Raw genomic sequence first — 26937 nt, forward strand, 5'->3', positions numbered from 1 at the left:
TAGCTATAAATAATTCTCAATTTAAGAGGCGCAGTACCGATAAAGAACACAAGCTAAGTTATTGTTTTGAAATCTTATTACATGGCTGAGATTCTCAAGTTATATGGCGCCGATCAAACTGATCAGTGCCACTTAAATCGAGAATTCACGGCACGTTGAGAAGTTATTGATTTATAACTAAACATGGCACTTAAATTGAGATTTATTAACTTAATTACACTCTAAAAATAATTATGTTTTTTATTAGGTAAATTTCTTAAACAACGAGAAATCGCTTGAAAACATCTATTACAGTAAGTGATTTGAATTGATAATTTGCCTAGTTATTAAAACGTATACTTCTTGCTTAAACATATGGTCGAAAATTAGATGCCCTGATGAAGATTAACACCTTGGCGGGAAAGCTTTTCAAGACCCAAAGCAACAGTATTTTATGAGTCGGTATCGTTTTTGACTCATCGGAAAATAACAATACGTAATCCTATATTCGGGGTTCATTTTTCCATTACATAAGCACTAGTGTAAAACTAATGCCTCCTTTCTCCAGATTAACTTAACCGATTAAGTAAAACCTTAATTAACCTAGTGCCGAATGATGATAAACACATTGTTTTTCAGTTAAAACCTAAATGCAGAATCACAACCTTAAAGCATTAAAATTTAGTTTTACAGCATTAATATTCACACTTTTTATTTTCTCCCTCTAGGTCACTCATTAAGCCCGCAAGTAAACACCAACCCATTTACCCCCCATATATATGACCAAACCTTAATTCGAGATGAATTAATTGGGTTTTGTAAAAGATAATTCATGCATTAGTTTTTATATTTATATTTATGTTTATATTTATATTATTAAATCAGTATACTCTTACTAAACATGCATCTTAATCGTTTAAGTATTCGAGAAAGTAGTATATAGTCACACTGCTAATATCAATTAGCGAGGACATTATTACGCCTGAATTTCTTGGCTAATTCCAGAAGATAAACTTTAGCCTTTGTCCGAATCGATTTCGCTTTAAAAGTCGCATACATTCAAGTGAATACAATTGGTTTTCACTGAGGATAATTGATTTAGACTAGGGTAACAGGGTGTCTTATTAGGAAGAGGCTATTCTTTTACGGGAAACATTTTCAATTTAGTGAGAAGATATTGATGGATAGTAAAATAAGTAAATCGACAATCCCAATTTTGTATGCATTTCTGGGTTTAACAACGGCAGCTGTTGCAGAACCTTATCTACAGCCAGGTCCCGAGCCGACACTTCACACCCAAGAGGCATTTTCACCTGAGAGTAATTTCACTGCGAAGTGGACGCGGGCTGATGCACGCCAAATCAAGCGCATGTCTGATCCGACGGCAGGTTCACGTCAAAATTCGATGCCTGAAGAATATACTATGCCTGATATCCCGCAAAACTTTCCCGACATGTCGAACGAACAGGTCTGGGTATGGGACTCTTGGCCTCTTACTGACGAGAATGCTAATCAGTACAGTGTCAATGGGCAGGAGATCATTTTTTCTTTAGTAGCTGACCGTAGCCTTGGCTTTGATGACCGTCATGTTTACGCAAAGATCGGCTACTTCTATCGGCCGGCTGGGATTTCCGCTGACCAACGCCCAGAAAATGGTGGTTGGACCTATGGTGGTCTCGTGTTCGATGAAGGTGTCACCGGTGAAATTTTCGAGGACCAGTCTTATAGCCACCAGACCCAGTGGTCAGGCTCGGCGCGTATTTTTCCAGGTGGTGAAATAAAATTATTTTTCACAGATGTTGCATTCTACCGAGACCAAAACGGTGGACCGGACATCAAACCGTACGACTCTCGACTCGCCCTAAGCGTAGGCCATGTGCATGCTAATAAACACGGTGTGAGATTCACCGGGTTCAATAAAGTTACGTCGTTACTCGAGGCTGACGGCACTTACTACCAAAATGCTGAGCAAAACCCTTACTATAACTTCCGCGACCCGTTTACTTTCGAAGATCCGGCTCATCCAGGTGAGACCTATATGGTATTTGAGGGCAACACGGCGATGGACCGGGCAACTGCACAGTGTGATGCTGACGACCTTGGCTACCGGGACGGCGACCCTTATGCAGAAACCGTAACTCAAGTGAATGCATCGGGTGCGCCCTTTCAAATCGGTAACGTTGGTCTGGCCAGGGCTACGAACGACGACCTGACCGAGTGGGAATTTCTGCCGCCTATTCTATCTGCAAACTGTGTCACCGACCAGACTGAACGACCGCAGATTTACCAACAAGATGGCAAGTACTATCTTTTCACTATTAGCCACAGCACTACATATGCAACAGGTATTACTGGCCCCGAGGGCGTATATGGTTTCGTAGGCAACGGTATTCGCAGCGATTACCAGCCGATGAACCAGGGATCTGGGCTGGTGCTCGGTAACCCAACAAACCTCAATTACTGGCCAGGTAGCCCGTTTGCGCCAGACTATAATCAGCATCCAGGTCAATTCCAGTCATACTCACACTATGTGATGCCTGGTGGTTTAATCCAATCGTTCATCGACACAGTCGGCACTAAAGAAAATTTTCGCCGTGGTGGGACACTTGCACCTACAGTTAGGATAAAAATTAACGGCGACTCGTCAGAGGTTGATTATTCCTATGGCGTAAATGGTTATGGGCTAGGTGGTTGGGCCGATATCCCTGCAAACCTGAATGTGAATTCGGGCGGACAGATCAAGCCACTTAAGCAATAACTGTAGTAAATTAACTTATATAGTCCTTACAAGGGGGAAGAGGAGAAGGTGTTGTACCGACGTATCCTCTTCTCTCTTATTTGTACCTGGCAAATAAAAGTATGCGGATTCATTGGACAGCCTCACAAACTGTCAGTCTGTTTTTTTGTTTTGCGGCAGTGACTTTTGAAGCACTGCATTTCTTTATTTTACAATTTTTTTGTACCGCCCATACCATCTATCATGCTCATTGAGTACCTTTGCCAACTACTTTACTTTTTATCCGATTTTCCAATAAGGAGAGTTATGAATAACAATTTTATTTTAATATCTGCAAGTCGCTGGTCTTTGGCAATTTGCATGTTGGTCGCGCTGTTCAATTCAGGGGAGTCATCGGCCGTTGAATTCGGTTCCGAAGCAGCAATCAGCTCCTCACCGTTGCCCCTGTTGACAGAAAAATCATCTAAATACCAGCGTCCGACTAATTGGGCACGATATAGACCCGCAATGCACCTGACCCCCGATAAATACTGGATGAACGATCCTCAGCGTCCAATTATGATTGACGGTATCTGGCACTACTATTACCTTTACAATGCCGATTATCCTATAGGGAATGGTACTGAGTGGTACCACGCAACCTCGGTTGACCTTGTGCACTGGCAAGATCACGGCGTGGCAATTGATAAGTATAAGAATGGCCTCGGCGATATTGAAACCGGCAGCGCAGTAATTGACATCAATAACACTGCAGGCTTCGGTCCTGGCGCGGTAATCGCCATTATGACTCAACAGCACGAGGGTGTGCAGCGTCAATCACTCTTTGTCTCGACTGACGGCGGCTATCGTTTTAAGGCGTACCAAGACAACCCTATTATGGACAACCCAGGATCCCAGCATTGGCGTGATCCTAAAATAGTCTGGGACGACACGCGCAATGAATGGTTGATGGTTCTGGCTGAGGGTCATAAAATCGGCTTTTACACATCGCCCGATTTGAAACATTGGAAGTATCAGTCTGGGTTCAAGCGCAGCGACCTTGGAATTCTGGAATGTCCAGACCTGTTCCGGATGTCGGTCAACGGTGACACTGCAACTACACGATGGGTGCTGGTAACTGGCGCGAACGGCTTTAAAAAAGGAATGACCACGGGAACTGTGTACTGGACCGGAGAATGGGACGGAGAACATTTCACCGCTGATCACGATGAACCTCAATGGCTAGACTTCGGCGCCGACTTTTATGCCGCAGTGACATGGGACGACCCCCGCAACAATGACGCCGAACGCCTTACTTCGCGCTATGCCATCGGTTGGCTTAATAACTGGGCCTACGCCACCAAACTCCCAACCGATGACTGGCACGGGGGAGCTAACTCGGTCGTACGGCGCATCATGCTTCAGTCCGTCGACGGTAAGCCACAACTTGTATCGCAACCCATAAATGCGATCAACAAACTTGAAGGCAGTACAGTAGCTCGATCTAATATTCGGGTGACGGAAGCGTCGAAAACGACACTCCCTCAACCTCCATCCGACGCCTACCGTCTCCGTGTGAAGATTAATGCGGATTCAGATGCTAAAGAGGTCCGCTTCCGACTTAAGGGAGGAAAAAAGCACTTTTCTATCGTTGGGTACAACCTTGCGAATGATACTGTATTTATCCAACGCGATAGTGATGCTATAGCCAATGCGATGCCCAAAGTTTACCGCGAGGTTCGAAAGTCGCCTGTACAAATGCGCGATGGCTTTGTCATGTTGGATATCATTGTAGATACAACATCCATTGAGGTCTTTGTAAATAACGGAGAAGTTGTACTTTCAAATCTCGTATTCGGTGCCCCCGGAGAAAATGGCCTCTCGGTCGAGTCAATTGGCGGGAATACCGAACTGAGCTTATTTGAGCTAGCTCCTTTGAAGGTTGCCCCGATCATTCGCAGTAAAGGTAATACGCGCTAGGCCTATGCTCCCGTGAAATTTTCGCCTAGATGTATTTTAAGGTGTTGCTAGTTATTGTGTAATTAATAGATATCGTTCCAATATGCTATCTCTCTAAGAACAAAGAAGCTCGACAGCTATTGAAGTGAATTGAGCTTCCTGAAAAAACAATGATGCGGGTCTAGTTGTACATCAGATTGACAAAACCAGAGAGATGTTGATAACTCTATAATTCACACGGAGTTTTATTTGAAATTTATCAACTAAAGTAGAGGGCTATATTTGTAATTCGTATCAGCTTTTTTACTAACGTAATGGTAAAGTAATTTTGGACACCCATTAAGAAGGAAATATTATGCTAATAAGCATATAAATTTGGGTAAAAATCACAAAATTAAAAAGCGAAACTTATTCCGCAGTAATCAAATAACAAACTACTCAATTAGCTTAATTTAGGTTTAACGACAATTGACTCTAAGATTAAATATAAAGAACCTTAAATTGTGGCCAATATAATTGGCCACTACATTTCGAGAATCCCTCCACAAATATACATCTCAATTGTTGGATGTACTACCACTACAATGGTGAGTACTTTGCTGAGGTTCTGACAAAAGCATTATTCATATTAAGCTTAATAGGAGCGTTATAAGGTTGCTCGATTTAAACTAAAAATGTCTTTCGTTTTAGTAAACTCACCTCCACCCAGTTTAACCTCGCTCTTTAATGCAATGGGCGCGGACTAATACCACCCACTAAATACGAGTAAATATTGCGTTGCTTGTATTGAGCTAATACTAAAAAACATAAGGCTTAATAAACTTTTAATTATCAATGCCTCAACTTACCAGTATTTAGCTAGCAGAGAAAATATAATACAAAAAAGCCGAGCTCTTAACTCGGCTCAAGTTATTAACAAGGAGAGGTTTTGTTAAACGTTCTTACTTTGGCCTTTAAATCAAATGCAGCATAAGCGGCTACAACAATAAAGCAACCTGCAGGCACCATATATGAAAATGCAACGCTGTAAGTATCAATAAATACAGCTTGAATTACAGGTACTATTGCCCCACCAAGAATCGCCATAACTAAACCTGCTGCGCCTAGCTTAGCATCGTCACCTAACCCGTGTAGCGCAATTGCATATATAGTAGGAAACATTAATGACAAACAAGCAGAAATACATACTAGAGCCCAAACACCACTTATATTAGGCATTTGCACCATGTAAATACATAACATCATTGCTATAAGAGATGTAGCCATCAGTAACTTTGCAGGACGGATAAATCCCATAAGCCACGTCATTACAAAACGAGACACTAAAAATGTAATCATACTGTACTGTAAAATTGTACCGCCACTGACCTCATTTGTATTCAACGCTTCCATTACATATTGAATCGTAAAGGTCCATACACATGTCTGTGCAGCAACATTAAAAAATTGGGCTATTACACCAAAACGATAATGGGTATTTTTAAATAAGCGTTTAAAGGCTGGCTTAAAATCAACATGTTTTGAGACCTGCTTCTTTTTACAAAAATCCGGCGTTTTAGTGAACGCGATGGCAAGCCAAATAAAAACAAGCACACATGCCATGCCCACATATGGCACCATTACGGCATCCAATTCGGCGCTTATTATATTTTTGAGCTGCGAAGTAGTCATGCTCGAACGCTCATCGGAAGTAGCGGTATTCAAGCTTGGTAAAATAAGAGTAGCAGCCAAAAACACCCCTATGTTTGTCCCTACCGGATTAAATGATTGCGCTAAATTCAACCTTCGAGTTGCACTTTGCTCATTCCCCATCCCCATAACATAAGGGTTTGCAGATGTTTCTAAAATAGATAGGCCACCTGCAAGTATAAATAAAGCCGCTAAAAAAAAGCCATAGGTCATTGCTTGACTAGCAGGGTAAAACATAAATGCGCCCATTGCAGCCATGCCTAGCCCAGTTAATACGCCAACTTTATAAGAAAACCGTTTGTTAATATAGGCAGCAGGAATAGCTAAGCAAAAATATGCGCCATAATAACTAAACTGCACCAATGCGGATTGCACTGAAGACATAGTAAAAATTTTACTAAAAACTTTTACTAACGGATCGGTCATATTTGCAGCTGCACCCCAAGCTGCAAAACATAATACGAGTAAAATAAAAGGCACGACCATCTCTTTTGAGACCAGAGGTGCTTTCGTGTGTGTGTGTGTGTGTGGACATTTCAGTGTCTCAGTTGTTAACTTTAAGTAAAGCATTTAAACAGGTATATATCTGCACGTCAATAAATCAACTATAGTTATTTATTGTGCTTTTAGCTTTATATAATCTCAATATATTATTCAACAAAGTAGCAAAGCAGCTCCCATTTATACAGGTTGCTGTATCGCCAAACGGGATCTTGCGGTGTACAATAAATTAAGTTATTCAAGACAATAACCAACTAGGTAGGAATAATTATTAAAGCTAAAAACCCTCGACTTACATCACAAGAAGGCAGAAGCCAATCAGGCCTGCGTGCTTATAATGAACGTCGAATTATGACGCTGATCCGTCAGCAAGGTAGCGCTCCAAAAGCTGAAATTGCGCTGAAAACAGGGCTTTCTGCGCAAGCGGTTACGGTTATTATTAATAGCTTAGAAGCCGACTCCCTGTTAATAAGAAAAGAGCCACAACGAGGCCGTGTGGGGCAACCCACAATCCCCTTTGCACTAAACCCTGATGGCGCATTTGGTATAGGTCTAAAAGTAGGTCGCCGTAGTTTTGATTTAACACTTATTGATTTAATGGGAAATATTCGTGCTACGCTTCATGAAAATTGCGCTTACCCAACAGTAGATAGCCTACTAACCTTTTTAAAAAAAGGTATAAGCGTACTAAAAATGAGCCTTAATAAAGACCTAGCAGATAGGATTTTAGGCATAGGCGTTGCTACTCCTTACGAGATTTGGAATTGGACAGAAGAAGCCGGTGCCCCTACTGAAATAATGGAACAGTGGAAATCTTTTGATTTTAAGTTAAGAATAAATCAAATAATTGACCTACCTGTTTATGTTTGTAATGACGACACAGCTGCTTGTTCAGCTGAGTTAAGCTTTGGAAACCCTACCCGATTTACAGATTTTTTATATGTTTTTATAGGCACCTTTATTGGGGGTGGCGTAGTCATAAATGAATCATTATTTACAGGTAAAAAAGGCAATGCAGGCGCTATTGGTTCGCTTCCCAAGCCTATGCTTAATAGCAAAGGTCAACTTAGTTCTCAGCAGCTTATTATGCAGTCATCTTTATATATTTTAGAAAAAATGCTTAAAAATGATGGCTACAACACCGATATACTATGGAGTTCTAATGAATATTGGGGCGACTTAGGACCTGTTTTAGAAAAATGGATAGATCAAGTTGCTGACGGCCTCGCCTATGCAGCATTATGCTCCCTTGCGATTTTTGATTTTGAAGCTGTCGTTATTGACGGCGCTATTCCCATAAACGTTAGAGAAAAAATAGTACTCGCTACCCAGATAAAATTAAGCAAAGCAGATCACCGTGGTATTAATCGCTGTGAAGTAAAAAGTGGTTCTATTGGCGCTAAAGCACAATCAATAGGCTGCGCTAACTTACCGTTACTCATAAACTTTTCACAAGACAACACTATCCTTTCACACCATTAAAGCAATTCTGAATTCACTATTAGCAGCTTGCGCTTAGCTTGAGCTGCTATATACAAAGTACCTTTTCATAAATCCCATAGACTAATAAGTCACCATTATGTTTGTAAAAATTAATAAATAATAATAGTTGATTTATTAAATCAAGTTCTCTACATTCTATTCACAATTTTGAAAACACTGACTCGTTTGATTAATAAATCACAAAATTGTAAACACACACAATAAAGAGAGAACAACATGAAAAATATGTCTGCTAAAATGACCTTAATAGCTACGGCAGTTGCTATTTGCATTTCACCCAAAGCTAAGTCGCAAGCCCAAGATTCATTAGAAACAAAGAGTGATTTAGGTTTTGAAAGAATAATCGTAACAGGTACATCTCGACCCAAAGAAAAAATTGAGTCAACGAATGCAATGACAACGTTTAACGAAGCAAAGTTAGAGCAGTTAGCGCCCCACAGTGTAGCAGAGCTCGTTAGAAGTATTCCTGGTTTTCACGCCGAAGACACCGGCGGCGAAACGGGTAATAACGTGGCCCCCAGAGGTTTCCCACTTTCAACCCAAACTGAATTTACAGCACTACTACGTGACGGTATGACTGTATTTTATAATCAAGATATTTTATTCACTCAAAATGACAGGTTTACTCGACTTTCAAATTATGTAGGTAATGTGGAAGCAATAAGAGGCGGTGCATCCTCTATATTTGTTGGTAGTGCACCTGCAGGGTTTATTAACTTTATCTCCCGTGAAGGGGGCGATGATACTCAAGGCGATGTATTTTTTGAAACCAACAGTAATAATCGTTTAGGAGTGCAAGGTTGGGTAAGCGGCTCTATTAATGATCAAACAACCTATGCGGTAGGCGCTTGGTACCGCGAGGATGACTCAGCACGCGATCCTGGGTATACAGCAAACCAAGGTGGTGAAATAAACGCTAATATTAAATATTTTTTTGATGATGGTAATGGATTTACGCGCTTTGAAATAAACAAACAAGATGACAGTTCATTCTTTTTTATCCCACAACCACTAACGGGAAGCACTACCGATGCGCAAACAATACCTGGTGGTATGGATATAAGAGACGGAACAACAGGTAATTCAGCAGGTGCTCGCCTTTTAACGCTAAACAACACCCCAAGCGGAGACATAGATTTAGACGTAGCAGATGGCAACTACGCTGACGTCACTTATTTTGGTAACACTACCGAAATAGAAATAAACGAGAATTTAATTTTTTCTAACCAAATGCGTTATACGGATATGTTAACTACATTTACCGGTATCATAAATGTAGGTAATGCCGAATTATTATCAGATAAAGCGCAAGCCATTTATGATGCAAATGCAGACCAATTAAGTAATGCACTCGTAAACGGCAGTTTAAATTTTGATATTCGTGATGCAGGTACAGGGTTTAGTGTTGCAAACTCAAGTGATGTAAACTCATATAACACAAATGGCTACGGTATTAATGCCGGATTTTGGCACAGACGCTTCGAAGGCGATAACTTTCAAAATGAAACTAAATTAAACTACACATTCGATAACATGGGGGATGGCACTCTCTATGCAAACTTTGGGTTATTTTTCTCTAATATCAATGGTCACGTAACTGACTACCGTATTAATACATTACAATCAATTGAGCCTCTACCACAACGATTAGATATTGTTTTTACCGATGAACAAGGTAACGATATTGGCAGCGGCACATATAAAGGTATTCAGTCAGGGTCTCATGGTTATGCAGATATTGTTTACAGTGAAAAAACTCTCGCGCCGTTTGCCGATTTTGAGTACGAACTTGAAGATGTATCTTTCAATTTAGGCCTAAGATACGAAACATTAAAAGCAGATGGTGAGGCGCAAAATCAAGCAGAATATACAATAAATAGCTTTGCCAGTGATACAGATACTATTAACGGCAATATCTCCTTACCTTTTGGCGCAGGCACCTTCAGAAACTTTAACGTTGAATACAATGAACTTGCTTGGACAGTGGCCGCAAACTATAAATTTAATGATGATTTGGCTGTATTTACACGTTACGCAGATGGCTTTCGTATGCCTGATGTTGACAAGTACATGGCAATTACAGGCTTAGCAAATCAGCAGGAAATTGACGAGTTTAATAATTCCAATCGTCGAGAAACACAGCCGGCATCAACGGTAATGGCTGAGGTAGGCATCAAATATAATGAAGGCGACATAGCCGCATTTATAACGGGTTACTTTGCGGCTGCTGATGATTTATTTTTTAATGTGCCAACGGTTGAAAACGGCCAAGTTGTTCAACGACAAGCATTTAGAAATACGGAAACTCTTGGCGTTGAAGCTGAGTTAAACCTTCAAGTTACCGAAGGCTGGCGCGTTGGGGTTTCTGCTACTTATCAATCTCCAGAATTTGTGAACACCCCTGCCGCTCAATACCTTGATGCGAATGGTAATGCTGCGGCTATTGATATCAATGGCAACATGCCTGTACGTGTTCCAGAACACTTTGGGCAACTTACTAGTAGCTATGAATTTGATGATTTTTCTTGGGGTATGGCAAAACTACATGGTAGCTATTCATGGAGTGGTAAACGTTATGCTGATGATGCCAACACTGCGGAGCTTCCTATGTATGGCATGCTAAATATTGGTTTATCGCTTGAAAATGAAAAAGGCTACTACCTTCGCGCTGATGTAAAAAACCTAAATAATTCTGAAGGGTTATCAGAGGGCGATCCACGTGCAGGTGAAACAGTTGCGGGTCAAGCAACTACGTTCAATGCACGGGTTGTGCTACCACGCACATTTAGTATTAGCATAGGTAAGCGCTTTTAATTTTATTTTTATCGCCTGCTTAGCAGGCGATAATGTTTACTATTATAGGAATATTTACGATGGAAGTACTTGCAATCGGCGAGGCGTTAATCGATTTACTTTCAAATGAATGTATAAACGAAAACACCTCAAATCAGTCGTTTAGTTTTAACCAATTTGCAGGCGGTGCACCAGCAAATGTAGCTGTAGCAGTGGCTAAGTTAGGTGGTAAAAGTGCACTTTTAGGAAAGGTAGGTGATGACAAGTTTGGCAACTTTTTAATTAATGCCCTTAAATCCCATAACGTAAATACAGATCACCTTGGTTTATCTCTAAGGGGTAAAACTGCCATTGCTTTTGTGTCTTTAGATAAAAGCGGTGAACGTACGTTTGAGTTTTATGACAAATCCGCAGCCCATTACGACCTTCATATAACAGATCTAGATCCAACCTTATTTACGCAACCTAAAATTGTTTCATTTTGTTCAGGCTCGCTAGCCAAGCCACTCATTTACGATACCACTGTATATGCTCTGCAACAGTTTAATAAAGTTGATTCTATATCCTGTATGGATATTAATTTTCGCCCGGCATTTTGGGATGCACCTCATACTGCAGCATCAGTAATATTTGAAGTTGCCAAAACAGTTAATATCATCAAAGCGAGTAAAGAAGAGCTAGCTATGTTGTATGGGATAGAGCATATAGAAAGTACTATAAAAGCGTGGATTGATAGTGGTGTAACGTTAGTACTTATGAGCGATGGCGCCAAGCCAATTTCATTTACATCTCAATCTTTCAGTGGAACCTACCCTTGCCCTTATGCTAATGTTGTAGATACCACTGCTGCAGGGGACTCATTTATTGGCGGCTTTTTATATCAACTAGCTAAGAAAATTTGTAATCGTAGTGAATTTTCTACTTGGACTAATAATTTTGAAAACGTTTTAAAAGCTATTGACTTTGCGACTAAATGTGGAGCATTAACAGTCTCTAAATTTGGTGCCTTTGATGCACTGCCAACACAAAGTGAAATAGCTAATCTAAAACTTAAATCTGCAGCTGTGGCATAGCTTATAACAATAAAATCCGTAAACTAAATTTGGTTACTAATTTCATACCAACTAGACTTTTTTGCCTTTAGTACGTATTTGTTAAAAGATAAAGCTTTCTTAAACAGAAAAAACTATCGGCAAAAAAATATGCGTGAAAAAATAAATTTAAATCCCTTTCTACTTACATAGGTCTTTAGTAGCGCTATATCGACCCCGCTTATTTATAACTTTGAGCCATTTAAGCTTAGGGATGTGCATTATTGCGAATGGCACTAGCGCTTTGTTTATTAAAAACTCCTGAAATAAAAAGCCAACTAAAGCGCTTTAACGCGACACTTAATATTCTTAACCAAAACATGCTTGCTCTTGTGAATCCGCTTAACCAAACGTAAAAAAAATTAGGCTGCACTCTTTCATGAAAGAAAAAAAAACCGCTAAAGTTAAATAAGCTTTATTATAGAATTAACTAAAATGGAGTACTTTTTAAATTCACTTCCTGTGATTGTACTAACAGTAGGCTTCATCGAAATTTTGTTGTTTATAACCGTATTCTAAAACCGTATATGTTGTGCTTAATCGTATTTGACCCACAAACCTACCAGTCTAATATTCTTAATATTATGCAGGTGGCGTTTTTAATACCTATAAAAGGCTAATCAGTAATAGCGCTATCAAGCAGTGCAGTAACAACCACTGGTTTTATTAAGTAACAGCTCGCTGTTAAATCCAGCTACAAGATTATTTATAACCGTTTCAACAAAACCACTGCCCTGCGCGCAGCCAAGCCCTTGAGAAAGTGGGCCGGCATAAACAAAGTCACCTTTATAGTTAATCACCACAGCAGCTGGTGTAGCAGGGAGCAGTATTTGTAAAGAGGCTGTTTGCTCAATATTGATAAGCGTAAAATCTTGCGCTTTAGAAAACGCAACCAACTGTTTTAAATGAGGCTGAGCTTGCTTGGTGCAGCCACAGTCAGGGTCAGTAACAATAATCAACGAATTATGCTTTGCTGCTGTAAACCCTATGTGTTGTTTAAATTTAGTAAACCACCTTGGTTGCTCAAGTACGCCATAGCTGTCAAAAACGCGCAACTGATTATATTGATAATAAACTAAACCAGAAACCGTCAATACTAACCACAGAGCAATCACTGCACTCATTTTAATGGATGAATTACTTAAATTTAGCAATGCTTTGCTCTAATACCGCAATACTTACGTCGATCATTTGTACTTTAGCGGTTAGCTTTTCTACCACTTTGGTATCTTGATATTGGCTTTGCTGCATTTGTTCTGTGCTTGAGGCTATTTGTTTTGTGTTTACAGCTTGCTCAGCAACAACTTGCGCTACAGAGTGAGTACTTTGGCTGACGGCTTTTATTTGCTCACTCATGGCGCTTATGTTTTCTTTCATGGTGGTGCTGATATGCGTTAAATCAACAACAAAATCGACACACTGGCTCATAGATTGGGTTGACGTTTTACTGTTTGTAACTAAATCTTTTAATGTTAAAGCAATTTTATCTGTCGTGGCTTTACTGCTTGTAGCAAGCGTTCTGACTTCATCGGCTACAACTGCAAACCCACGGCCATGCTCACCCGCTCTTGCGGCTTCAATGGCTGCGTTAAGCGCAAGTAAGTTAGTTTGCTCTGCAATGCCTGATATTTCATTCAACAACCCTGATATTACATCGCCAGCGGCCACCAAATGATTTATTTGCTCTTCTGTATGATTAAGTAAATTAAGTAGTTCCGTGCTTTTAGTGTCTGTTTGCATAACGTCATTTAAGGCACTATTTGCAGCTTGAGTAATGTTATCTACCTGCTGCTTTAATACTTCACTTTCATGCTCAACTAAGCTAAAACCCTGTGCAACTTGAGCACCAGAGTCTGCTATATCATTAGTTTGTTGCTTTCTTAGCTCTGCCCCGCTTGCTAGCTCATCGTGTACGTTTATTAATTGCTGCGAATTTTGCTGCAGTGAAAGAGACTGCGTTTGCACTTGCCTAATTACATCTGATAAATAACCCAATAAAGTATTAAAGCCCGCTACTGCATTGCTATTTTTATCATCGGCCCTAAGCGAAAGCTGTATATGCTCGGGGTCTTGCATAATGGCTTCGGTCGCTTTGGTTAAAGACACGCCAGCTCTGCGCTCTTGTTGTAGTGTTTTAGCAATATAGCCTGCTACAAACACTTCTACTATTGCATAGCCGGCATGTATAAGCACCGTAGTAAACGCCAGTCTGTCAGGGTCAAATACATAAAAACCGGTGTTTTGTGTTTGTAAAAAGTAAAAGCTTAAATGATGAACGGCCACAAAAATAATGGCCGTAATAAACACCTGCCACTGTACAAACATGATCAACATAGCCATTAATATGAATATTTCGAAGTGTATTTCTATTAACCCAAAGGCTTGTTGTATGTGCAAAAAAGAAAACATCATAATTGCCGCAGCAACAACATGACCTGTGATTGGGTTATTTTTCTGAGTTTTAAGTAACCATATAGGCATTAAGCTTAAAGGTAGGCCGACTATAAATGCTTGTGTAAGTGTCCCAAAGTACAAGCCTAGGGCGATAGACTCTACAAACAAAAAAATGAATATTATGGTGAATAAACGACTTACACTATTCATAAATACCTTTAATTATTAAAATTTTTTTAAACAAAATCAGGGGTTGTACGTATTAACTCATAATTACGACCACATTTAATTATCAATATAGCCTAGCCTGCCAACTTTACTTAATAATTGATAAAACCGCTTTAAACTCAGGTAATGCTGCGTTTTTTGTCCACTGAAAAATGATACTTTCTACGCTTGTAATTATTGCCCCTGCCTGTTGTAACTGCTCTAGAGCTAGCGATTTATGCATCGTATTTCGTGAACCCACAGCATCTGCCGCTACATGCACCTCAAATCCTTGGGCTATTAAATCTAAGCAGGTTTGTAAAACACATACATGCGCCTCCGTGCCTATTACTATAATTTGTGAACGCGTAAGCTTTGTAAACACAGCATTAAATGCAGGCTCATTACACGCACTAAAATGTGTTTTTTCAACAGTCTGTGCGTTTATAAGGGTGTTTTTTAAAAGCCTGTTTGTACCACCAAGCCCTTGAGGATATTGCTCAGTCACTATGCTAGGAATTTTAAAAAGGGCGCTTACTTTGGCAATTTTTATTGCCCACCCTAGTAAATCAGTAAATTCGCTAATAGCGGGAGATAGCTTATCTTGAATATCTATCACTAATAACACGCTGTTATCTGCAGATAAATTTTTGTGACTAACCATAACACCCCGTTTTTAAGTAATTATAATTAGTAAGCGTAGCTTAAATGGTTATAAATAACTAAATTAGTGCTTTAATTTAGTTGTTATAAGTTGTAATCCACATTTTAAAAAATGTGCTATATTTAACTTTTATATGTATATCCCCTGCCCTAGAGCGAGTTTATTAGTGCGATTGAGTATTTTGTTTTTTCTCTTCACCACTGTATGTTTTCTTTGTATTACTAGCGTATCGGCCTCCACAAATTATGCTCAACAATTACAACGAATATCTACCGATGAAGGTTTATCCCAAAATTACGTAACTAAAATTTTGCAAGATGATTTAGGTTATATTTGGATAGCCACAGCGCAAGGGCTTAATCGATTTGACGGCTATACGGTAACCCCTTTTGATGGCGGATTTACCCTTAACGAAAACTTCATCACTACACTATTTAAAACGCATGCAGGCAATATAATTGTTTCTACTGAGCTTGCCGGTGCCTATTTAGTTAACCCTAAAACGTTGACTACTCGTAATATATTTTCGGGCAATCTTGCAGGTAATACAGCTAGTTTCGCTTCTATTGAAGCGATAGCCCAGCACCAAGATACCTTTTACCTTGCCATTTTAAACAACGTGTATTCACTTAACTCTAAAACAAATTCACTTACTTTAGAGTTTACTATAGGCAATGAAAACAGCGTGGTGCGCGCATTAAAATATTACAAAAACACGCTATTTATAGGCACACAAACGGGTTTATTTAGTTACGACCTAAAAACAGAGTCATTAACCCCTCTTAATTTACATACTCCCGATAAACAAACAGTCGATAACAGTAATGTTAAGTTTTTATCTGTAGACCCCGCACTAGGATTATTAGTAGGCACCGTTGAGGGCATGTACGCATTAAGTTTAAATAGCTCAGCAGGAGCAACTACAACTCAAAGCACTAAAAGCGTGATTGCTGATTACAATATTTGGGATTACAGCAATACACCCTATGGCGAATTTATTGCCACAGAGCATGGCTTGTTCGAATTTAACCGAGAAAAGGGCACCACTGAGTTAATTCTTAGCTTTGATCAAAGTAAATTTAATATTACCGAAAATACTATTAACGATTTAATGGTCGACTCAAGTGGCGTGTTTTGGCTGGCGTCGCGCACTCAAGGCGTGCTTACTTGGTCAATAAACACACGGCGCTTTAACAAAACCACCCTACCCGAAAACAACTATATAAACAGTATTTACCAAGACGATGATTTATCTATGTGGTACGGCACCGATAATGGCCTTGCTCATGTAAATGCTAAAAACAAAGCAACCTACTACCTAACCTCACAAGACCCTAAAGCGGTTTATGGTGAATACGCTATTTTTGCAATTAATAAAGCGCATTTAGATTCCACTTCGCGATATTTATGGCTAACGGGGTACTACAGTTTAATTTTATTTGACAAAGAAACAGGCACTGCCGTTGCAAAAAAAGATTTAAATAACGCACTGTCTGAAGGTGCGGTTATTTATGGTTTGTCTGAGGTAGCCCCCGACACATTCGCTTTTTATAATGATCACAGTTTTTATGTGTACAATGGCAAAACAGGCTTAACGCGCGAAATTAACGGGTTAAAACAACATGTAAACCCTTTAGAGGCCTATACTTTTCATCGACCTTTTGATGATTACCCAAATGAATTTGTATTAAGTACAACTACCCACTTTTACCGGTTTAACGAGCAAACAAACACTCTTACCACTATTTATAAAACCAGCAAAAAAGACAGCCAAAATTACCACACAGTCGAAAACTGGTTAACCGATAAAAATAACATTTTATGGTTAGCAACAACCAGCGAAGGCCTAGTGGGTATTGATGCGCAGAGCTTTGAAAAAAAGCACCACTTTAACGTAAGTAACGCCTTAAAAACGCAGTCTATTTATTCGCTTATTAGCGATGAGTATGGCTATTTATGGTTTAGCAGTAAAAATGGTTTGTACCGCTTAAATACCGATACGTTAAGGCTGCGAGTTTTTACAGTAAAAGATGGTTTATCGGTAAATTTATTTAGCACTTTAGGGGCAATTACGCTTAAAAATAACACTGTAATGTTTGGCAGCAGTTATGGTGCAATTTCGTTTAACCCCGCTGAGTTTTTACAGCAAAGCACGCAAACAGCAACCTCAATAACCGATATTACATTAATGTCGCGCGATTTAGACTATCAGCCAAATCAGTTTGCCACCTCTGCATTGCAATTAACACATGAAGATATGGGTTTGGAGGTCAGCTTTTCTAATTTTGATTTTCAAAATAGCGCGGAAACACGTTACAAGATTACGCTTCAAGGACCTACTTCGCTAGAGTATGATGATTTAAAAGCAAACAAAATATTTTTTACAAAGCTCCCACCAGGAAATTATCAATTAAAGGCCAGCGCGTATAATTTTAATAGTGCGACTGAATCAAAGCCGGCGCTGTTAAATTTTAATGTGGCATACGCGCCGTGGAAGTCTCCTTATGCATATGCAGCTTATATTTTAATTATTATAACTGTGCTGTGTTTACTGTTTTGGCAATACAGAAGCAGACAGCTAGCCATAGCTAATGCGCAAAAAGCGACAATACACTCACAAAAACAAACCGAGCTTGCGCTTAGTAACAATAAAAGTGGCATTTGGGATTACCATTACAGCGACGATTCGGTAAATACAAACCGGGGAAGTGAGCTTGGGTATACTAATTTGCCCAACCGTATTCCATTAAAACATTATTTAGCTTTAATTCACCCTGAAGACAAACCACGGGTTATTTCGCACTGGTTAAATTTTACCAAACAAAAAAAGCATGAGCATTGGCAAGCAACTTACCGGTTGAAGCATAAGCTTGGCCATTGGTTGTGGTATCAAGATTTAGGGCAAATTATTTATGACGAACAAACAAATAAACCGGTATCTGTATCTGGCATATATACCAACATAACAGAGCAACGTGCCAATGAGCAGCAAGCCAACATTTTAGGTGAGGCGTTTGGGCAAATAAACGACTGGCTGCTTATTCTAGATAATAATTTGGTGCCGGTTTCTGCAAATAACAGTTTTATAAAAACCTTTTCGCAAACTCATAAACATCCGCTTAGCTTAAAAGTGTTTGTTAATGCGATAGGTAAAACGCAATGTAAAAGCTATGCCAGCACATTAAAAAGCTTAACAGCAAAACAAAATTGGCGAACTGATGCCGTTATTAAAACTGCAACTAACCCGCACCACCCCATACATATAAGTGCCACTGCAATCGCTAAAGATACACATAGCATAAGTTACTATGTGATTGTTATTTCGGATTTAACCGAACAAAAAAAGGCAGAAGACGAGCTGCGCTATTTAGCCAATTTCGATCCCCTTACACAATTGCCTAACCGCAGTTTAATGCATCAAAAAATTGGTAAATCGATTAAAAAAGCTCATCAGCAGCTCACTCAAAGCGCTTTACTATTTATAGATTTAGACAAATTTAAACCGGTAAACGACACATTTGGCCACGCAGTGGGAGATCAACTACTGTGTAATATTACCCAAAGAGTGAGCGCTATGTTGCCAAGTAATGCCACGCTTGGCCGCCAAAGCGGTGACGAATTTTTAGTGCTTATTGATAACGTAGAAGACATAGCCGCACTAAATAACATAGTCAAAAGTATCAGTTCAGAACTTGCCAATAAGGTCATTATCGAAGATTTTTCTATTAATATATCAGCCAGTATTGGCGTGGCTTTATACCCATTTGATGCCAGCTCGACCGATTTACTGATCAGAAACGCCGATGTAGCCATGATGCATGCAAAGCAAGCTGGCCGAAACGGGTTTAAGTTTTTTAACGACTCGATGAACGAGCAAATAAAACAAAAGCTCATCCTCGAAAACGATTTAAAAGATGCCGCGAAAGATAATCTATTATTTAATCATTACCAACCCATAATAGACACGCACGCACAAACAATAAATGGGGTTGAGTTACTTATGCGCTGGGAAAATAACGGCCAATTTGTCTCGCCGGCTTTATTTATCCCTATTGCTGAAGAAACAGGCCTGATAGAAGCATTAACTGAGCAAGCTTTAGAGCGCGCGCTAACTGAGCTAGCCCCTACATTGGCCAGCAACCCATTGTTTTATATTTCACTTAACTTGTCGCCAAAGCACATTTTAAGGACGAATATAGCAACTAAGCTGACCAATATATTAAAACAGCATCAAATGAGCCCAGTACAATTGCGCCTAGAAATAACAGAAAACATACTGCTAGAAGACAAGCAAAAAGCCGCAAAGCAACTACAAAAGTTAAAATCGGCTGGTTTTAAGCTGTTACTCGACGATTTTGGCACCGGCTACTCATCACTTACTTATTTGAGCCAGTTCCCTATTGATGTCATTAAAATAGATCAAAGCTTTGTTAACAGCATTGGGATGGATAAAAGTGATGAGTCGATCATCAAAACCATTTACACTTTAGCTCAAAACTTAGCGCTTTATTGCATAGCCGAAGGCGTTGAAACTAAGCAACAAAAAGCCTTTTTAGAAGGGTTAGGTTGTCATGTTTTACAAGGTTATTATTTTGCAAAACCAATGCGGGCAGAGCAATTACAAAACCCCGAAACACATGAGCATATTCACACTTTAATAAAAAGTTAGCTATGAATATGCTGGCATTCGTGGCTTTCTATTTGTAGTACGCTGCTTTTAACATTAAAACGCGCAGCGAGGAGTTTTTCTATTTTTAAGCGGCAGGCTTCATCGTGCTTTTCAATTGTACAATGCTCTTTTAACACCACGTGAGCGCCGACAATAATATCGCTGTCTTTGCGCGACACCGTCACATTATGTACGTTATGCACATGTTCTAAATCGGTAATTGACTGCTCAATATCCTTCACTTTAGGCAACTTAGCGTTATTAAAGAACAGCCCTTTAATACAGCTCGTGATCACTTTACCGCCGGTAAATAACACAAACGAGGCAATTAGCATGCTCGATAAAATATCAATAATGCTCCAGCCCGTAAAATAAATAAGTACGCCAGCTATAAACGTAGAAATGGTCGATATAATGTCAAAAAACGAATGTAAAAATACAGCGTACACATTAATGCTTGCTTTGCGGCCTTTATAAAGTACCCACGCTGCAGCACCATGAAATAAAAACCCCACAGAGGCAATACTCGACATTAAAAAGCTGTTTATTGCTAAATCATGGCCATCGTTATGATGGGAAATTCTCTCTACACCTTCATATAAAATAACGGAGCTTATCGCCAAATACAGTAAACCATTAATTAAACCACCAATGAGCTCAGCGCGTTGATAGCCATCGTTATAGGTTTTAGCAAAATGAATTGCTAAGCTTGAGGCAATAAGGGCAATAAATAGCGAGCTATTATGCACAAATAAGTGCCCTGCATCGGCAAGTACAGCAAGCGAATTAGCGTAATAAGCGCCAATTACCTGAATTACCATAAATGAACATGTTATCGCTAAAGCGATAAGTAACCGACGACGAGACGCCTGGTGTGTAGTGATTTCTGTCATGAAATGCTTGAAAAACCTATACTTAAAATGCAAATAAGCCGTCAGGTGGCTTAGAGTAGAAAAGGGTAATGATATACAGTAGCAATTGTAATACGAAGCCCTCTTAAACGCACTAAAAACTTAGCAAAATAGCTAAAGTTGTACTAAATAACATAGTAGGAACAATTAAATTGTATGTAAAATCAACTGGAGCAATGAGTGGGCTTAAAACCAATCGAAGATATGTGGAGTACTATAAAGCTTATTCCGTTTGCCGTTGTACTTTATGATGCTAAAACACAAGCCTATAATGCAAACACTCAAGCGCAGAGTATATTTGATTTACCCTCACAGCCAACTTTAAAAGATGCAGACTTTAAGCACCTCACGTTAAGTAGTCCAGAAAGTAAAAAACAATTTACTGTTGCTCAATTGTTTGAAAAATACTTAGTTATAAATACTAACTGCCACGTATTTTTACAAAAACAAACGCACGGCCTATTACTAAACGCCAAACTTGCCTCGCTAAATAGTCACTTATACATTGCTACGTTTGAGATAATTGAACACAACGAAGATGCGCAATATAACTTTGATAAAATTATTTCAAAAATTTCTACCGACTTAATAGATATTCAAATTGACGATATTGATACTCATATAGAGTTTGCGCTTAAAGCCATTGGCACTGTATGCCATGCCGATAGGAGCTACTTATTTAAATTTTCTGACGATGGTAAGTCAATGCGTAACACCCATGAGTGGGTTAACCAAGGGATTCAGCCATTTAAAGATCAACTACAGCACATACCAAAAAACTCACTCCCCTACTTTGCTAATTTAATGGGCACCACACACTTATTTCAAGTGAATGATGTTGCAAGCCTCCCAGCAAAAGCGGCTAAAGAAAAACAAGAACTTGAGCGTGAAGGTATTCAATCGGTACTGTGTATTGGCCTTCGCTACGATAAGGAGCTAGTAGGCTTTATTGGTTGTGATTGTGTAAAGCAAAAACGTGAGTGGACAGACTTAGACTTAATTAGGTTAAAACTAGTAGGTGAAATAATCGCTAATGCGTTTAAAAACTTAAACTACAAGCAAGAGCTTCAGCATATTCAACAACAGCTAATTACCGCAAATCAAAAGCTTAACCACCTTGTAAATACTGACAGCCTCACCACAATTGCAAATAGACGTTGTTTTGACAAAGCACTAGAGAGCGAAATTAAACGCTGCGCACGTGCAAAGCAGCCCGTTAGCTTAATTATGTGCGATATAGATTTTTTTAAAAATTACAACGACAGCTACGGCCATCAACAAGGCGATGAAGCCTTAGTTAAGGTGGCAGCTGCGCTTAAGTCGCAATGCCGACGCGAAGGCGATTTAGCCGCGCGCTATGGCGGTGAAGAATTTACCGTCATTTTACCGGCAACTAATGAGCAAGACTGCCAACAATTTACCCGCTTAATTCAACAAGCAATTAACGCGGCAGGCATAAAACACAATAATTCTACCGTAAGTGAGTACTTAACATTAAGTATCGGTTTTTATTCAGCCACACCTGATAAAAATAGCACGCCACAGTGCTTTATAAGTAAAGCCGATCAAGCACTCTATACCGCAAAAGAAACAGGCCGTAATAAGGTATGCCAATTTACATAACTAAATCTATTATAAAGTAACGGGCGGCTCTAGCTGCCCGTTTTTTATGCCTGATATTTTAAATACATTACCTTGTAATGACTGGTTAGTTTTTACATTACTGTCATCTGCAGAAGTTACAAATAGCCACTGTGCGTTATTGCCACCAAACGCAACGCTTGTAGGTTTTGTTGCAGCAAGTGGCAGTGTGTTTAAAACCTCCCCATCTGGCGATAAACACATAACGCAGCCCATGTCCCATACCGCAAGCCATAAGTTGCCAAGGGCATCAATCACACAGCCATCTGGGTCTACTTGGGTATTTTTAAATTGATAAAAAACTTGGGCGGGTAATATAGGCTCGCCGCTATCTGGGTTTACATTTAAGGTAAAAATACAGCTGGCTTTTGAGTCGCAGTAATAAGCACGCGAGCGCGCTTTATCAAAACATAACCCGTTGGGAATGGTTAAACCTTGCACCACGCAATTGAGCGAATTTTGATAAAAACGGTAAATCTTACCTTCGCCTGAGCGGGCGTTTGTATCCATAGTGCTTAGCCAAAACCCACCCCAAGGGTCTGCCCGACCATCGTTAGAGCGCCGTGTGGACTGGGTATTTTCTAAAAATGTGAGCGTTTGGCGCACCCCAGAAGCTATATGGTATTTATATATACCCGTACTGGTGCCAATAATAAGATGTGCTTTATCAAGCCACGCTAAAGCCGAAACCGTATCTTGCATTTCAACTTGTGTTAGTGAGTCAGGCTTTGTTAAACACTTACTTAGCAGCAGGTTTTTTTCTATATCTACCCAAAATAGCGTTTCAAGCAAAGGGTGCCAAAGCGGGCTTTCACCTAACTTATTTTGCACGTTACTAAATACGGTCACACTTGAGTCAGTCATAAATAACGATTCTTTAATATTAACAAAGCCTTGTATTAATAAATACTTTATCAGAAATCCCCAACACTTACGATTAAACAAAACATATTAGCAGCTAAATGCTTTTGCTAAGCCAAACAGTGCACTAATACCAAATAGCTTAATTAAGTGATTTAGTTTTAAATACTAAACCATGTTGACTACAGGGCAAAAGCTTCGTTATTGAGCTGTTTATATCAAAATTTTTAGCGCCAGATTTAATCCCTTAAATTGATTAAGTAATGTGGCAAATGAGTATAATTATTTCAGCATTTTATCGCGCTTTACTTGGTTAGTTGGTAATATCATCAAAAGGGAGGTAATAGTATGATTAATAATAACAATAAACATTCTTTAGTGGTTGAGGGAGGTGCAATGCGCGGTATTTTTGCCGCCGGCGTGCTGGATGAGTTTTTAGCGCAGCGCTATCAACCTTTTACTAATTACTTTGGGGTTTCTGCTGGCGCTACCAATATAGCCGCTTATTTATGCCAACAACCTAAACGAAATTACCATGTTATTACCGATTTTTCGTGTCGGCCTGAATTTATTAACTTAGCGCGCTTTATCAAAGGCGGCCACTTATTTGATTTAGATTGGCTATGGCAAGCAACCATTAAAGAAATCCCTCTCAATACAGAAGCCTTTGCAAAGGAGGCTCACGAATTTTATATCGTCTCTACAGCTATCACAACAGGGCAGCCCCATTACCTTAAAGCAAGTAGTGATGCGATGGTAGAGCAACTTAAGGCATCGTGCGCGATTCCAATTGCGTATCGTAACTACCCTATAATTAATGATATTGCGATGACCGATGGCGGCGTAGCAGACTCTATTCCCGTAATAAAAGCATACGAAATGGGTGCTCAAGAAATAACCGTGGTGCTTTCTCAGCCACTAGGATATAGAAAAAAGCCAAGTAAATCTCAGTGGTTAACCAAAAAGCTTTATAAAAACTACCCTGCTTTAATAAATAGCTCGATTAACAGAGCGCATGTTTATAACAGCAGCATAGATTTTATTAATAACCCGCCTGAAGATTGCAAAATCAATATTATTGCTCCTCCGCCCCAATTTAGAGTGGGCCGTACAACAAAAAATGTTAAACGCCTTAACGATGGGTACAAAATGGGAATTGATACATCCAAAGCCTTTTTAAGCTAAGTGTGTTGTTTCCCTTTAGATAGCGCAACCAGTATGCCCATTACAGTAAACGCTGCAATGGTGCATACAATCCCCGCTAGCACAGCGTAAACATTTATAAAAAACGCTAAGGCAATAGCTATTAAAGCACAACAATACAGCCACTTATAGGCTACATTGTAGTGCTTACTTCTCATTAATAATAAAGCGGCCAGTAAACACGCTAGTGCAATAACTATCATAACGGTGCTCATGCTGCTTTTACCTCTGCAAGTGCTATGGCATCAGGTTTTGTTTTTAAGTATCCCCATAAAAACGCCAGTCCCATAATTAAAAAGCTAATATCTGTAAATGCCACTAGGGTACTGTTTGCGTTAATAACATTATTAACGCCCAATACACTATTAAGTGGTAAAACACTTATTAAGAATAAGGCACAAAGCAACAAGGTTGCTCTAAAGTAGTTTTTATAGTTTTGCCAAAATGCTGCAATTACTAGCCATACTAACCACGCGTAAAAAAATACCGGCCCAAAGTAAGCATTGTGCTCAGCGCCAGCCACGGCATAGTTTAAAAGTACTTGCACAGGGAATAACACACAACATGCAAGCACTAAACCACCGCAACTGCCTATAATAAAGCGGTTCCACCTTGCATACGTGTCAGCGCTAAGCGTTGGTGTGCTGCCTCTGGTACGCTTTGCTAACCACATCATCATGCCTGAAAGTGGCATTAAGGCACATGCTAAGCCAAGCATTACCCAAAGTAACTTCACAAATAAACCTGCAAAATTACCAAAATGGAGTGGGAAGAGTACTTCAATAATTTTAATTGATACCCCTGCAATATCGCCAAAACTACTCATTGAAGTGATGTACTCCCCTTGCCCATTGTAATGCAATAATTGAGAAGCCACGGCTTCGCCTCCTAAAAGGCGTAAATACACTTGTGCGTTAGCATCGTTATGCGCCATTACCGTGGCATCTAAAATAACTGCATGTGGGTAGCGTTGCTGCGCATCACTTAAAATAGCGGTTATGTTAGTTGGCTGATTTACATAACTAATTATTGGCTCAGGAATAGCTGTAAAAGTTTCTATCAACTTATCTTGGTCGCCTCCAAAGCTAACAAAGGCTGCTGCAGGTAGTAAAATTACGGTTGCGAGCCCTAAAAATGCGCCGCTAAAGCCAATTACAATATTAAAAATACTGCCCCAAATGCCCATTACTTTGTGGCCGTCACTTATGGTTACATCAAAGCCTTTAAGCCACCTAAAGGTGAACAGCTCTTTAATTAATTTACGATGTATAAATAAGCCAGTTACCGTACTTACTAATAATGTTAAGCCTAAAAACCCAGTTAAAATAAGCCCTATAGGTCGCCCTAAGTGTAAGTCAGCGTGAAACTCACCAATGTAGCTGGCTGCATCTGTTTTTCTATTGGCATAATATTGCTTACTTGGGCCATAGTAGGTATTTACCAACGCTAAGCTTGCTGGGTCAAATTCAAATGCCCGAAGTACTTCTTGCTGGTAATTTTCATCACCATGGTGCGATTCAAATACTAAAGCCAGTAAGTGAAAATTATGCCCTGTTGGCATAAACACATGAATGTTTTCACCAAACTCTTTGGGCACTTGAGCGTGGTATGTATTAACTAATGTGCTTATTTCGCTATTAGGAATATGTTGAGTTTGCTGCAGTGATTGGTTGGCCCAAATTTTTAGCTCAGGCCTGGCAAGTACTGCTAACGCGCCGGTAAATGCCACAACAAACAATAAAACGGCGGTTACTACGCCCACCCAACTATGTAATAAAAATAGCTTTTTTAAAGTAATTGATTTCATCCTTGCCCCTGCATTAATGCAAAATAACTTAAAATTCCATGCACTAAACACAAAGTGATCATGACTAAAAATGGCTGCCATGCTTTTTCGCTAATGTAGGCATATATAAAAAGCCCAACCCAAATAATTGGAAACAGTAAAATAGGCAGTAAAATTTGTTCACTCATTTGTAAGGGCAAATAGGTAGTCATCCCGGTGATCATCACCGTAGCGGTTACCAATGCCAATACGCACGCCATTAAATGGCGACGCTTTGTAGCGCTAAAGGTTTTTTTATTATTCATTTTTAGCTCATTTAATAAACAGCAGGCGCGCACACCTGCACATGCAAATAACAACTATTTGCATT

The 26937-nt window shown here is 39.5% G+C and carries 17 protein-coding genes; 8 read left to right on the forward strand and 9 right to left on the reverse strand.

Translation table 11 applies throughout. The features are described from left to right. Positions 1-1159: 1159 nt before the first annotated feature. Positions 1160-2737, forward strand: a complete 1578-nt coding sequence (locus SJY38_RS17150) for a glycoside hydrolase family 68 protein (protein WP_377110362.1) — start codon at positions 1160-1162, stop codon at positions 2735-2737. A 285-nt stretch (positions 2738-3022) separates the two neighbouring features. Further along, complete coding sequence (locus tag SJY38_RS17155; protein WP_377110363.1) at positions 3023-4675, forward strand: glycoside hydrolase family 32 protein; 1653 nt, start codon at positions 3023-3025, stop codon at positions 4673-4675. 891 nt (positions 4676-5566) lie between these two features. On the opposite strand, the gene fucP is transcribed toward SJY38_RS17155, so the two are convergent. Then, positions 5567-6829, reverse strand: coding sequence for an L-fucose:H+ symporter permease (gene fucP / locus SJY38_RS17160; protein WP_377110364.1), 1263 nt, complete (start codon positions 6827-6829; stop codon positions 5567-5569). Between the two features lie 339 nt (positions 6830-7168). On the opposite strand from fucP, the gene SJY38_RS17165 reads away from it, so the two are divergent. The 3 genes from SJY38_RS17165 (at position 7169) to SJY38_RS17175 (ending at position 12213) form a co-directional block, all read left to right on the forward strand. After that, the gene (locus SJY38_RS17165) at positions 7169-8326 is read left to right on the forward strand and encodes an ROK family protein (protein WP_377110699.1); all 1158 of its coding nucleotides are present in this window, start codon (positions 7169-7171) and stop codon (positions 8324-8326) included. A gap of 237 nt (positions 8327-8563) precedes the next feature. Next, complete coding sequence (locus SJY38_RS17170; protein WP_377110365.1) at positions 8564-11161, forward strand: TonB-dependent receptor; 2598 nt, start codon at positions 8564-8566, stop codon at positions 11159-11161. Positions 11162-11193: 32 nt separating this feature from the next. Further along, positions 11194-12213 carry a carbohydrate kinase gene (locus tag SJY38_RS17175; RefSeq protein ID WP_377110366.1) on the forward strand — a complete coding sequence of 340 codons (1020 nt, stop codon included), beginning with the start codon at positions 11194-11196 and terminating at the stop codon, positions 12211-12213. Between the two features lie 653 nt (positions 12214-12866). On the opposite strand, the gene SJY38_RS17180 is transcribed toward SJY38_RS17175, so the two are convergent. From SJY38_RS17180 to SJY38_RS17190, 3 genes are all read right to left on the reverse strand, one after another. Then, complete coding sequence (locus tag SJY38_RS17180; RefSeq protein ID WP_377110367.1) at positions 12867-13385, reverse strand: DUF6436 domain-containing protein; 519 nt, start codon at positions 13383-13385, stop codon at positions 12867-12869. Next, entirely contained in the window at positions 13369-14835 is a 1467-nt protein-coding gene (locus SJY38_RS17185) for a methyl-accepting chemotaxis protein (RefSeq protein ID WP_377110368.1), read from the reverse strand. The genes SJY38_RS17180 and SJY38_RS17185 overlap by 17 nt, the downstream gene beginning before the upstream one ends. Before the next feature lie 106 nt (positions 14836-14941). Continuing rightward, complete coding sequence (locus tag SJY38_RS17190) at positions 14942-15496, reverse strand: hydrolase (protein WP_377110369.1); 555 nt, start codon at positions 15494-15496, stop codon at positions 14942-14944. A gap of 133 nt (positions 15497-15629) precedes the next feature. On the opposite strand from SJY38_RS17190, the gene SJY38_RS17195 reads away from it, so the two are divergent. Continuing rightward, the gene (locus SJY38_RS17195) at positions 15630-20165 is read left to right on the forward strand and encodes an EAL domain-containing protein (RefSeq protein WP_377110370.1); all 4536 of its coding nucleotides are present in this window, start codon (positions 15630-15632) and stop codon (positions 20163-20165) included. Here the strand turns inward: SJY38_RS17195 and SJY38_RS17200 are convergent. Further along, complete coding sequence (locus SJY38_RS17200) at positions 20162-21058, reverse strand: cation diffusion facilitator family transporter (RefSeq protein ID WP_029774437.1); 897 nt, start codon at positions 21056-21058, stop codon at positions 20162-20164. The genes SJY38_RS17195 and SJY38_RS17200 overlap by 4 nt on opposite strands. Positions 21059-21256: 198 nt before the next feature. Here SJY38_RS17200 and SJY38_RS17205 point away from each other — a divergent pair, with 198 nt between their 5' ends. Then, the gene (locus SJY38_RS17205; protein ID WP_377110371.1) at positions 21257-22699 is read left to right on the forward strand and encodes a diguanylate cyclase domain-containing protein; all 1443 of its coding nucleotides are present in this window, start codon (positions 21257-21259) and stop codon (positions 22697-22699) included. 9 nt (positions 22700-22708) lie between these two features. Here SJY38_RS17205 and SJY38_RS17210 read toward each other — a convergent pair whose 3' ends face one another. Beyond that, positions 22709-23581: an SMP-30/gluconolactonase/LRE family protein gene (locus SJY38_RS17210; protein WP_024032715.1), complete on the reverse strand. Its 873-nt coding sequence runs from the start codon at positions 23579-23581 to the stop codon at positions 22709-22711. Positions 23582-23926: 345 nt separating this feature from the next. On the opposite strand from SJY38_RS17210, the gene SJY38_RS17215 reads away from it, so the two are divergent. Next, positions 23927-24763 (forward strand): patatin family protein, encoded by an 837-nt coding sequence (locus SJY38_RS17215; protein WP_377110373.1) that lies wholly within the window; start codon positions 23927-23929, stop codon positions 24761-24763. Here SJY38_RS17215 and SJY38_RS17220 read toward each other — a convergent pair. Genes SJY38_RS17220 through SJY38_RS17230 form a run of 3 tightly spaced genes read right to left on the reverse strand, consistent with a single transcriptional unit; the run spans position 24760 to position 26872 of the window. Then, entirely contained in the window at positions 24760-24996 is a 237-nt protein-coding gene (locus tag SJY38_RS17220; RefSeq protein ID WP_377110374.1) for a hypothetical protein, read from the reverse strand. The two genes, SJY38_RS17215 and SJY38_RS17220, sit on opposite strands and share 4 nt — an antisense overlap. Then, positions 24993-26588, reverse strand: a complete 1596-nt coding sequence (locus SJY38_RS17225; RefSeq protein WP_377110375.1) for a PepSY-associated TM helix domain-containing protein — start codon at positions 26586-26588, stop codon at positions 24993-24995. Before SJY38_RS17225 ends, SJY38_RS17220 begins: the two co-directional genes overlap by 4 nt. Continuing rightward, a complete protein-coding gene (locus SJY38_RS17230; RefSeq protein ID WP_273587011.1) occupies positions 26585-26872 on the reverse strand; it encodes a hypothetical protein in 288 nt (95 codons plus the stop codon). The genes SJY38_RS17225 and SJY38_RS17230 overlap by 4 nt, the downstream gene beginning before the upstream one ends. Between the last annotated feature and the right edge of the window lie 65 nt (positions 26873-26937).

It is taken from the genome of Pseudoalteromonas sp. R86517 (assembly GCF_042466295.1).
Lineage (GTDB): Bacteria > Pseudomonadota > Gammaproteobacteria > Enterobacterales > Alteromonadaceae > Pseudoalteromonas > Pseudoalteromonas atlantica.